11 protein-coding genes are annotated in these 9,865 nt (G+C 68.0%); 4 read left to right on the forward strand and 7 right to left on the reverse strand.

Translation table 11 applies throughout. The features are described from left to right. Positions 1–231: 231 nt before the first annotated feature. From RCF13_RS26085 to RCF13_RS26110, 6 genes are all read right to left on the reverse strand, one after another. Entirely contained in the window at positions 232–561 is a 330-nt protein-coding gene (locus tag RCF13_RS26085; RefSeq protein WP_005416760.1) for a hypothetical protein, read from the reverse strand. 97 nt (positions 562–658) lie between these two features. Next, positions 659–2,404 carry a putative porin gene (locus RCF13_RS26090; protein WP_231352137.1) on the reverse strand — a complete coding sequence of 582 codons (1,746 nt, stop codon included), beginning with the start codon at positions 2,402–2,404 and terminating at the stop codon, positions 659–661. Positions 2,405–2,447: 43 nt separating this feature from the next. Then, positions 2,448–3,113 (reverse strand): cell envelope integrity protein TolA, encoded by a 666-nt coding sequence (locus tag RCF13_RS26095; protein WP_005416762.1) that lies wholly within the window; start codon positions 3,111–3,113, stop codon positions 2,448–2,450. 39 nt (positions 3,114–3,152) lie between these two features. Further along, a complete protein-coding gene (locus tag RCF13_RS26100) occupies positions 3,153–3,566 on the reverse strand; it encodes a biopolymer transporter ExbD (RefSeq protein WP_049413909.1) in 414 nt (137 codons plus the stop codon). 10 nt (positions 3,567–3,576) lie between these two features. Continuing rightward, the gene (locus RCF13_RS26105; RefSeq protein ID WP_134968772.1) at positions 3,577–5,361 is read right to left on the reverse strand and encodes a MotA/TolQ/ExbB proton channel family protein; all 1,785 of its coding nucleotides are present in this window, start codon (positions 5,359–5,361) and stop codon (positions 3,577–3,579) included. A gap of 38 nt (positions 5,362–5,399) precedes the next feature. Next, positions 5,400–7,016: a ShlB/FhaC/HecB family hemolysin secretion/activation protein gene (locus RCF13_RS26110; protein WP_134968773.1), complete on the reverse strand. Its 1,617-nt coding sequence runs from the start codon at positions 7,014–7,016 to the stop codon at positions 5,400–5,402. A 201-nt stretch (positions 7,017–7,217) separates the two neighbouring features. Between RCF13_RS26110 and RCF13_RS26115 the strand changes: the two genes are divergently transcribed. Then, the gene (locus tag RCF13_RS26115) at positions 7,218–7,553 is read left to right on the forward strand and encodes a hypothetical protein (RefSeq protein ID WP_134968774.1); all 336 of its coding nucleotides are present in this window, start codon (positions 7,218–7,220) and stop codon (positions 7,551–7,553) included. Between the two features lie 90 nt (positions 7,554–7,643). Here the strand turns inward: RCF13_RS26115 and RCF13_RS26120 are convergent, their stop codons facing one another. After that, positions 7,644–8,093, reverse strand: a complete 450-nt coding sequence (locus tag RCF13_RS26120; protein WP_061479442.1) for a hypothetical protein — start codon at positions 8,091–8,093, stop codon at positions 7,644–7,646. Between the two features lie 115 nt (positions 8,094–8,208). Between RCF13_RS26120 and gspH the strand changes: the two genes are divergently transcribed. From gspH to RCF13_RS26135, 3 genes are read left to right on the forward strand one after another with little or no spacing between them, the layout of a single operon-like run. Further along, the gene (gene gspH, locus RCF13_RS26125) at positions 8,209–8,655 is read left to right on the forward strand and encodes a type II secretion system minor pseudopilin GspH (RefSeq protein WP_061479443.1); all 447 of its coding nucleotides are present in this window, start codon (positions 8,209–8,211) and stop codon (positions 8,653–8,655) included. Beyond that, a complete protein-coding gene (gspI, locus tag RCF13_RS26130; RefSeq protein WP_231352138.1) occupies positions 8,652–9,014 on the forward strand; it encodes a type II secretion system minor pseudopilin GspI in 363 nt (120 codons plus the stop codon). Before gspH ends, gspI begins: the two co-directional genes overlap by 4 nt. Beyond that, entirely contained in the window at positions 9,011–9,625 is a 615-nt protein-coding gene (locus RCF13_RS26135) for a prepilin-type N-terminal cleavage/methylation domain-containing protein (RefSeq protein ID WP_134968775.1), read from the forward strand. Before gspI ends, RCF13_RS26135 begins: the two co-directional genes overlap by 4 nt. The last annotated feature ends 240 nt before the right edge of the window (positions 9,626–9,865 follow it).

The raw sequence follows: 9,865 nt of genomic DNA on the forward strand, positions 1-9,865 counted from the left end.
GCGCACCGTACTGCATTCACGGCGCTGAGTGGCCGCCGCGGCAGGCCCCCCGCCCCACCAAGGCCCCCCCCCCCCCCGACCGGCGGCGCGGCCCCCACCCCGCGGGACAGAAAGTGAAACACACCACCCCGGAGTGGGGTGCATCACCCCCCCCCGGGGCCGGGGCAGGCCCGGCCGCACCGGGCGCGGCGGGGGGCCAGGGGGTCGCGCCGGGCCTGGCCCGGCGGCCACTCAGCGCCGTGAATGCAGTACGGTGCGCTGGCGCATCGCGTTGAATTCCTGCTCCACCTGCTGGATATCCTCGGCCTGGAACCCGGCCGCGTCCAGCAGCTGGTCGGCGGCGGCGGCCGCCAGCGGATCATCGTCACGCTGGCGCCAGCAGCGCGCTGGCAGGAAGTAACCCACTTCGCTGCGCCCGCGCATGATCACCACCGGCCGGCCCGCATACAGCAGGAACTCCGCCAGGTGCTGGCGCAGCCCCTCCACCGAGACATAGGCCGGGCCGATGCCCAGCGATCGGCTGGACGGTTCGGAACTCTCGAACAGCTTGCGACGGCTCATCCACTCCTCCTTATGTGCAGCGCGTGGTCTCCTTTCCCTAGACGGGCGCATCGCTGCGCCCCCGCCACGCACTACGTGATCCACATCACGCCGTCACTCAGAACCCGGTATTGAACTCCAGCTGGAACACGTCGATCGACAGTGGAGCACCGGACACTTCCTTGGCCGCCATCCACTTGCCGCTGATCCAGCTGCGCGCGTCCAGCGCGTAGGCGCCGCCCACGTAGTAGCCGCGGGCGTTGGTGCCTCCGAGGTGGAAGTTCGGGTCGTTGTAGGCGTCCGGCAGCGCATCGGCCTCGATGCGCTTGTAGCCCAGCAGCGCCTGCCACTGCCCCTTCTCCTTCAGGTCGGTGGCACCGAAGGTGGCCTGCACCATCCAGGCGGTGTCGCCGCTGCGGAACGTATCGATGCCGGCGGTGCCACCGGCACCGTAGTTGTTGACGATGCCGCTGTTGGCGCGGATGAACATCTTCTGCTTGTCGTAGGCCAGATTGCGGATGTAGTCGCCATCCAGGCGCAGGCCGATGCCCTGGGCCAGCTGCGTATCCCAGCGCAGGTTCAGCGTGGCCAGGCGGAATGCCGAGGCCAGGCCGACGTACTGCGGGGTGGGCGTGTTGGCTGGATCCAGCGGGTTGCGTGCGATGTCGCGGATCAGCATCAGGGTGTTGCCCTTCTGCATGAAGGCCGGGCGCGACCAGTCGGTGTCGCAGCCGACCGCGCCTGCGTACAGCGCGCACGGCGAGGACAGGCGGCCACTGATGTTCTTGAAATCGTAGTAGCCCAACGCGGCGCGCAGCGCGTTGTCGTCGTTGAAGCGCCAGTTCACGCCCACCTGTGCGCCGGACAGCCACTTGTTCTCGTTCGGGGTCTTGACCCGGCTCTGACTGGGCGCGCTGTCGGAGGTGTACTCCAGCGGTACCACTGCCAGGTTGGCGAACAGGCCGAGGTCACCGCCGTCGAAATCGTACTGCAGGTTGGCGGCCAGGCCGTCGAAGTTCAGGTCGTTGGAGAACAGCGTATCGCTGGTCCAGAACGGATTGCCGAAGCGGCCGCCGCGCACCGTCACCCAATCGGCCGGACTGTAGGCCAGCCAGGCCTGGTCCAGCCACACGTCCTTCTTGCTCAGGCCACCGCCCAGCTGCTCGGTGGTCGACACCGGGCCATTGCTGCTGCCGCTGGCCAGGCGCACGCCGGCCGTGGTGTGCTGGCCGATGGTCGCCTCGATGCCGAGGCGAGCGCGGATGCGCCAGAGGTTGCGGCGGTCCTGGCGGGTGTTCAGCAGCGGCGGCAGCTGCAGGTTGGTGTTGGTGTTGGTGTCGAAGCCGTTGCCGGAATTGATCGACGACCAGTTGCTGACGATGTCGCTGTTGCGTTCGGAGAAGAAGCGCGACTCGCTGCGCACGCGCATGTCACCGGTAACCTTGATGCGCTTGGTCCACTCAGCCACTTCGTTCGGCGCCGCCCAGCCCTCGGACCTGGCCTGCGCCATCACCTCCTGGCGCACTTCGTCACGAATGCCGTCGCGCACGCTCTGCGGTACGTACGGCACGCGCACGTCACCGGCCTCCAGGGCCACGCCACCACTGGCGGCCGGTGTCCCGGCGGCCGCGGTGTGCTGCAATGCCTCTGCTTCGGCCTGCGCCTGCACCAGCAATGCCTGGCCGTCTTCGGGTTTCAGTGCACCGCTGGCGATCAGCCCCTTGATCAGCTTGACCATGGTGGTTTCGGCGGCCATCGCGCCGGCCGGGGCGGCCAGGCTGAGCAGCACGGCGCAGCACAGCAGCGCCCGTCGGGCCGGCCGCGGGCGGCGGGAATCGGTTCGTGCGCGGACGTGGTCGTTCATCACGGTTCTCATCGAATGAAGGGAAATCACGGAGGTCGGGGAATCAGGCCCCGGGCCGGCGGCCCTGGATCAGGACGCGGGCGGGGAAATCAAGCGACGGCGGCGGTGCCTGGTCGACCTTGCCGATGCGACGCAGTGCATCGAGCACGGCCGCGTCGGCCTCCTCGTTGCCACTGCCACGCACCAGCTCGACCTTTTCCAGGCGACCATCGCTGGCCAGCCACACATTCACCTGCAACTGGAACGCCAGACGCTTGACCTTGTCGTCGCGCGAGATCGCCTGCTGCATCAGGTAGCCGAGGTAGCGCCCATAGGTGGCGTTGCCGGCACCGCCACGACCGACACCGGACGAACCGCCACCACTGCCGGACTGGATGCCGAAGTTGTCGCCACCGGCCTGCGCGTCGGCATTCATCGTCACCGGATCGCTGTTGTCCGGGGTCGGCGTCGGCTCTTCGGCCGGCGTCGGCTGATCCAGCGGCTCCGGTTCGGGCATCGCCTCTTCCGGCGGCGTTTCCGGTTCCGGCGGTTTCTCCGGCGGCGGCGGGGGTGGCGGAGGCGGTGGCGGCAACGCCAGCATCGGCGGCTGCACCACCGGCCGGCGGGTGCTTGCGGTGTCCTTGAACAACAGCCACCACAGCGCGACGCCAAGCACCAGCAACGCGACCAGCACCAGCGCGACGGTCACCAGCAACGGGCGACCACGCATGCCGGGCTCCGGCCGAGGGGGTTGATGGGCGGTCATGCCTCAGCCCTGCGCCTTGCCGGTGACCAGGCCCACCTGGGCCAGCTCCAGGCGCCGCAGCAGGTCCAGCACCTCGACCACACGGGCGTACTGCACCTGCGCATCACCCCGCACGATCACCGGAAAATCCGGCGTGGTCGCGCGCTCGGTGCGCAGCCGGTCTTCCAGCTCGGCCATCGTCACCGGGTAGGCATCCAGGAACACCTGGCCACTGGGGTCGATGGTGATCGCCTTGGTCTTTGGTTTCTCCAGCGCTACGGCGTTGCTGGCCTTCGGCAGGTTGACCTCGATGCCGGGGATGGAGGCGTTGCTGGTCAGGATGAAGATCACCAGCACCACCAGCAGCACGTCGACGAAGGGCGTCACGTTGATGCCCTTCTCGCGCTTCTTGATGCCGAACTTCGCCTTCTGGCCCATGGCGCGCCCCTCAGCCCTGCACCGCGGCCGGGCCGCGCCCGTCCTGCTCTTCGGCCAGGCGCGCGGCGAACTCGTCGATGAACACCGCCATGTCGGCGCCGATAGCTTCGGCACGCGCGCCCAGGTAGTTGTAGCCGAACAGTGCCGGGATCGCGACGCCGAGGCCGGCCGCCGTACACAGCAACGCTGCGGCCATGCCGGGTGCCACCGAGTTGATGTCGACCGCGCCGGCCATCGCCGCCACCACGAACACCAGCATGATGCCGATCACGGTGCCGAACAGGCCCACATACGGGGCTCCCTCGATGGTGGTCGACAACCAGTTCATGCGTCGTGCCATTGCCTCCTGCTCACGCACCATCACCGCATCCATCGACGCGCGGATCGCCGCGATGGTGGCGCCACTGAGGTAGCCACTGTTGCCGTCGCGCTGATGGCGCTGCTGCATTTCATCGATGGCCACCTGGTAGATGCGCCACAACGAACCGTCGTGCATCGCGGTGGGGGCCTTGCCCTGGCGGTCCATGTCGGACAGGGTGCGCAGCGGCACACCGGACAGCTTGCCGAAGCTCTCGGTGAACACTGCATTGGCCTTGCTGGTACGGCCGAAGTGCCGCCCCTTGGCGATCATGATCGCCCACGACAGCAGCATCATCAGGCCGAGGATCGCGACCACCACCCAGGCGTCGAACGGCATCGCCTTGAGGATGAAGGCGAAGTGGCTCTGGCCGGTGGACTGCTCGTCGGCGCCGTAGCTGATCAGCCGCGAATCGGCACCCTGTGCGGTGGCATCGGCCAGCAGCAGCGCGGCCGGCCGTGCCACGCGCGAGATGCGCAGTTCATCCAGCGCACCTTCGAAGTTGGCCAGTGGCTGCACCGCGCCCGGCGCATCGGCACCCACCACCGGAGCCGTGCCCAGCGCCGGCAGCGCACCGCTCAGCTGGGCAACGACGCGCCCGTTGAGGTACAGCTGCAACGCGCCCTTCTCTGCCGTCAGTGCAACGTGTGCCCACTGTCCTTCCGGAACCGGCTGCGCAGGCGTGCTGCGCTGGCCATTGAGCTGCACGAACGGCACGCGGTTCTCGATGCCCAGCACCAGTTCGGACGCGCCATCTCGGCGGGCGTAGATGGCCTGCGCAGCGGTGTTGCTGCCGGGCTTGATCCAGGCCGAGACGGTCAGCGGTGCACCCGCTTCCTGTGCCAGCGAGGCGCTGGCCGGCAGCGGCAGCGGCGCGGTGCCCAGCTGAACGCCGCGACCGATCACCGAGCCTTCCGCTGGCGGTGCCACGGCACCGGCGTTGTTGCCGTAGGCGGTGGTATCACGCGCCGGGGCGTTGGCCTCGGCAAAGTGGTAGACCAGCGTATAGTCCGGATCGAACACCTGCTGGCCGTTGCCGCTGGCCGGGGCCTTTTCATTGCCGTAGTACATCCAGATCGTCTGCGGCGCGGCGGCACTGACCGCCGGCACGTCCACCCAGACCAGGGCCAGGCCCATCTGGGGATCGAACTGTTCGATCTGGTGGGCCAGCACGGTACGGCCATCACCCGAGACGAAGCGCAGGTCGTTGCCCGCATCCTGGGTGCCGTCGAAGCCGAAGTTGCCGGTATGCAGGCGCAGCAGCAGCGGCGTGCGGCCCGGGTCACCGGCCAGGCCCGCGCCCTGCGGTCCGGCGTCGATGGTGATCGGCTTGCGGTACTTCCATTCGGCCTGCCACCAATTGGCATCGGCCGCAGCCGCCGGCAGCGCAAGCAGCGCGGCCAGCAGCAACAACACTCGGGAAAGCAAACGGTCCATGCGAAGGGTCTCCGGAGAACGCATGTTCAAGGGAAGGGTCAGTAACTGGTGCTGATGTTGAAATGCAGGCGCGGGTCGTCCTTGCGCGTGACCGGGCCATCGGCGTAGGGCCAGGCGTAGTCCAGGCGCAGTTGCAGGTGTTCACCCAGGCGCAGCTGCGCGCCCAGGCCGACCGAGGCCAGGTTGTACTTGTCGCGCTGTTCGGGCAGCGGCTGGCGCAGGCGCAGGTAGGCCGCGTCGGCAAAGCTGTAGACGCGCAGGTCGGTGCCGCGCCACAGTGACCACGCAGGCGTGCGCCATTCCAGGCTGGCCAGGCCGCCGTAATCGCCGATCGCCTCGGCCGACAGGTAGCCGCGCACGGTGTACATGCCACCTGCGGCGAACTGCTCGGCCGACACCAGTGGCGCATCGGTTACCTGCAGCGAGCCGCGCGCATACCATTGCCAGTCGCTGCCGAAGGTATGCGTGTTGGCCACGTCGGCCTTGAACGCCACGAAACTCGGGTCGGCCCAGTAGCGCTTCTGCCCGAACGCAGTGGCGTCGCTGCCGTAACCGAACAGGCGGCGGGTACCGGCCACCAGCTGGGTGTTGATGCTCAGCTGATCGTGCTCGCCCTGGCGCACGCCGACGAAGGCCAGGGTGATCGGCGCGTACTTCAGCGGCGTCTTCAGGCTGTCCTTGCCCATCTGCGTGTCCTCCTCGGTGTCCTTGAAATCCACGCCGAGGCTGAGCTGGCGCCACCACTGGCTGCTGCCCGGCAGGCGGTAGTTGAGCTTGAGGCCGATCGAATGGCCGTTGCCGATCACATTGGTGCCGGTGCCGGTGCCGACCTGCCCACCTGCATTCAACACGCGGCTGTCGGATCTGTAGCCGGAGGCTTCCAGGCTCCACGGCGTGCCTTCGAACGGCATTGTGTACGAGGCCGAGAACACCTTGGCCTGCTTCGTGTCTTCCGGCGCCAGATACACGCCAAGGTTGGCGCTGTGCCCACGCTTCCAGAGATTGTCGTAGGCCAGCGAAGCACTCAGGCGCAGCTTCTCGGTGTCGGCGCTATGGTCGTTGTTGAGTGACGCACTGGCACGCCACGGCGACTTCTCCTCGACCTGAAGGTCCACATCCATCGTGCCCGGCACCTGGCCTTCGCGCACCAGTGGCATCACCTGCCGACGCCCGCCTTCGTTCAGTGCGGTCAGTTCCTTCTGGGCCTGGTCGAAGTCGGGAACCTTGCCTTCCGCCAATGCCGGTACGCGTTCACGAATGCGTTCGGGCGATTCGTGGCGGGTACCGACCACGCGCAGCTGGCCGATCGGCGTCTGCTGCACCTTCAGCAGCACCACGCCACCGCTGACCTGCTGCTCGGGCAACTCGACGTAGACCGACTGGTAGCCGGCCTGCTGGTAGAGCGCATGGACGGCATCGCGCGCCTTCTCGACATCGGCCAGGGTCTTGCCCGGGCCGAGGAACGGTTCCACCGCGCGTTCAATCTCCCGCGGATCGAGCACCGTGTTGCCGCGCACGATGAATTCGTTGATGTTCACGCTGGGCGCGGGTGCTGCCTCCTGCGCGAGCAGCGGCAGCGGCAGCGCTGCCAGCGCCAGCACCAACGGATGCAGGCGCAGCGGAAGGCGAACGGCTCGGCACGGAACAGGAGTCATCGAAGGCATCGCGTCGTATCGAAGGGAGGGGCCAGGGAGCGGCGCGTGGATCTACCAACAGGACGTGTACATCGCGTCAAAACCGCCAACAGTTTTGTGACAGCGCTGTCATCTTTTGATAGCGCCGCAACGCACGCAGGCGGACCCAGCCTTGGCTACCCGTCTTCATTGCAGGACATCGATTGCTGCGGGAGATTCGAGATGTGTGAATCGCTGATGCCGCGCCTGCGCGCTGCTCTCACCCTCGCCCTGCTGCTGGCGCTGCCATCGGGTCGCGCCGACGAGGCGAAGAAGCAGCAAGAAGCTGCGCCCTGCATCGAAGTGCAGGTCAACGGCGAACGGATTCCGGCCTGGGACTGCCTGCAACGCAAGCTGGCGCCTGCGACAAGGCCGGCGAAGTCGCCGGCGCTCCCCGAAGCCGAACGCCTGATGCGGCAGCCCGGCAACCAGCTGATGCAGTACAACCTGGAAGGCACGCGGCAGCGTATGGGCGATGCGTTCGGTCGCTCGGTGGTGCCGCAGCGACCTGCGCGCTGAGCCTGCGCCTCTGTAGCGCCGAGCCCCTGCTCGGCTGTCTTTGTATCCGTCGACGAGGCCAAGCAGAAGCAGCCGAGCGCAGGCTCGGCTCTACAGGGCGGCCGGCACGATGCCATCGCTCGGCACCGGTGGCAGCGTGGGAACCGCCAGGCTGCGCGACTGCCCTGCCTGGTTCAGCTCCACCGTGTTGGCACTGATGCTGGCCAGCACCGTGCAGGGCCCCAACCGCTGGCCCGGCGCGTAGGCCTCGGCAGGACGCCCATCCACCGAGAGCAGCGCAAGCGGTGCGTGGTCGCCGGCCATCACGCCCAGCACCACCACCTCGGTCTGCACTGCGCCGGGAGACAACAGGCGCACCAGCGGCAGGCTTGCCACCGCATCGAACATCGGCCGCACCGCCGCCTCGGTCTTCGCTTCGCTGGCGGCCGCCACGGGCGCTACCGCAGACAGAGTGACGCCCCAGTAGGCCACCACGGCCAGCAGCAACGTTGCCGCCAGCAGGGTCAGTATGCGATTGCGATCCAAGCGCCTGCCATCCATGTTCCGCACCGTCGCCACGTTCGTCCCTGCCCACGCTAGCAGCTGCGGCTGACGCTTTTGTTTCATCATGCAGGCCTAGGCTGGTAGGCATCGGCCAGCACAGGAGGCAACGTCGATGCAGCGCATGCCGCGTGGTTTCACCCTGCTGGAACTGATGGTGGTGCTGGTGATCATCGGTATCTGCACGGCGGGCATCGGGCTGGGCCTGGGCAGCCTGCTCGACCCGGGCCGGCAGCTGCGACAGGAAGCCGAACGGTTGGCCCAGCGACTGCAGGTGGCGCGCGACGAGGCGCGTATCGATGGCCGCCCCCTGCGCTGGCAGGCCGACGCCGCCGGCTACCGCTTCAGCCGCCGCGAAGGCAGCCGCTGGGTGGACGTTCAGCGCGACGACCTGCTGCGTCAGCAGCAATGGCAACCGGCGGGCATCGCGGTGCAGCCGAGCACGCCGATTGAACTGAGCCCCGAATGGATTGGCGTGGCGTGGGAGGTGACGCTGTCGTTGCAGGGCCGCCAGCTGCGTCTTCGTGATGATGGCAGCGGACAGTTGCAGGTCGTGCAGTGAAGCGGAACAGGCACGGGTTCACCCTGATCGAAGTGCTGATCGCATTGGCGATCGTTTCAATCGCACTGGCGGCGGTGATGCGTTCGGTGGCGGTGGCCACCGACGATCAGTCGCGCCTGCGCGATCGTCGGCTGGCACTGATGTGCGCGCAGGACCGCTGGCAGGAGCTGCGCCTGGCCGGGCAGCCGCCGCAGGATGCACGGCAGCGCTGCGTGCAGGGGCGCAGCACGTTCCTGGTGCTGCAACATCTCGGCAAGGGAAGTGACGGACAGCCGCAACTGGAACTCAGCGTGGTGGCCGAAGAGGCACCGCGGCAGTCGCTGGCGCGGATGCAGCTGCCATGGACCATCATGCAATGAAGCGGGTCGCGCGTGGCTTCACCCTGATCGAGGTGATGATCGCGATCACCATCATGGGTGTGCTGGCGCTGATCTGCTGGCGTGCGCTGGACAGCGTGGCCAGCAGCGACCAGCGCCTGCGCCGGGCCGATGCCGAAACCACGACGGCGTTGCGCATCCTGCAGCAGTTCCAGCGCGATATCGAGATGCGTGCCGACGACGCGCTGATGAATGGTGCAGTGCGTCCGGCCGATCAACCGCAGCGGCTGCTGCCTCCGTCCCTGGTAAGCGAACGGCAGCCAGATGGCAGCTTCGCGCTGGAGATCACCCGCAGTGTCGGCAGTGATGGACTACGCTGGCAGCGGGTGCGCTGGTGGCGGCAGGGCACTACGCTGTGGCGGGCCAGTGGCGCGGCGACGGATCGATACCCCCTGCCCGCGCCTGAGCCGTCGAAAGGCATTGCAGTGGCCAGGGATGTGCAGCGGTTCGAGGTACGCGCCTGGCAGCCGGGCGCTGGGTGGGCGCTGTTGCCGAGCGAAGGCGAGGTGCTGCCGGCCACCGGGCTGGAACTGCGGTTGGGCCTGCGCGATGGGCGTGGGCCGCTGAGCTACCGGCGGGTGCTGGAGCTTTAGGATTCCTCCCAGGCAAAGCATCCACGCATGGCGTGGATCTGCTGCCGAGCGGCTTCTACTGCCCGGCCTGCCCTGGTGGGTGCCGACCGTTGGTCGGCACTGATGCTGGCCCAGCCATCCACGCATGGCGTGGATCTACTGCCGAGCCTGCCGCCGGGTGCCATCCTGCGCCCGGCGGCGCCGCTTCGGTGGTCCTCACCGCTGACGGCCGCTCCCTGCCCTCCGTGCCGTCCTGGCTGG

The sequence above is a fragment of the Stenotrophomonas maltophilia group sp. RNC7 genome, from assembly GCF_030910085.1.
GTDB lineage: Bacteria > Pseudomonadota > Gammaproteobacteria > Xanthomonadales > Xanthomonadaceae > Stenotrophomonas > Stenotrophomonas sepilia.

Excerpts from the sequence above, each read along its gene's own strand:
- RCF13_RS26085 (WP_005416760.1), bottom strand. The coding sequence starts at position 561 with ATGAGCCGTCGCAAGCTGTTCGAGAGTTCCGAACCGTCCAGCCGATCG.
- RCF13_RS26090 (WP_231352137.1), bottom strand. The coding sequence starts at position 2,404 with ATGAACGACCACGTCCGCGCACGAACCGATTCCCGCCGCCCGCGGCCG.
- RCF13_RS26095 (WP_005416762.1), bottom strand. The coding sequence starts at position 3,113 with ATGCGTGGTCGCCCGTTGCTGGTGACCGTCGCGCTGGTGCTGGTCGCG.
- RCF13_RS26100 (WP_049413909.1), bottom strand. The coding sequence starts at position 3,566 with ATGGGCCAGAAGGCGAAGTTCGGCATCAAGAAGCGCGAGAAGGGCATC.
- RCF13_RS26105 (WP_134968772.1), bottom strand. The coding sequence starts at position 5,361 with ATGGACCGTTTGCTTTCCCGAGTGTTGTTGCTGCTGGCCGCGCTGCTT.
- RCF13_RS26110 (WP_134968773.1), bottom strand. The coding sequence starts at position 7,016 with ATGACTCCTGTTCCGTGCCGAGCCGTTCGCCTTCCGCTGCGCCTGCAT.
- RCF13_RS26115 (WP_134968774.1), top strand. The coding sequence starts at position 7,218 with ATGTGTGAATCGCTGATGCCGCGCCTGCGCGCTGCTCTCACCCTCGCC.
- RCF13_RS26120 (WP_061479442.1), bottom strand. The coding sequence starts at position 8,093 with ATGGATGGCAGGCGCTTGGATCGCAATCGCATACTGACCCTGCTGGCG.
- gspH (WP_061479443.1), top strand. The coding sequence starts at position 8,209 with ATGCAGCGCATGCCGCGTGGTTTCACCCTGCTGGAACTGATGGTGGTG.
- RCF13_RS26135 (WP_134968775.1), top strand. The coding sequence starts at position 9,011 with ATGAAGCGGGTCGCGCGTGGCTTCACCCTGATCGAGGTGATGATCGCG.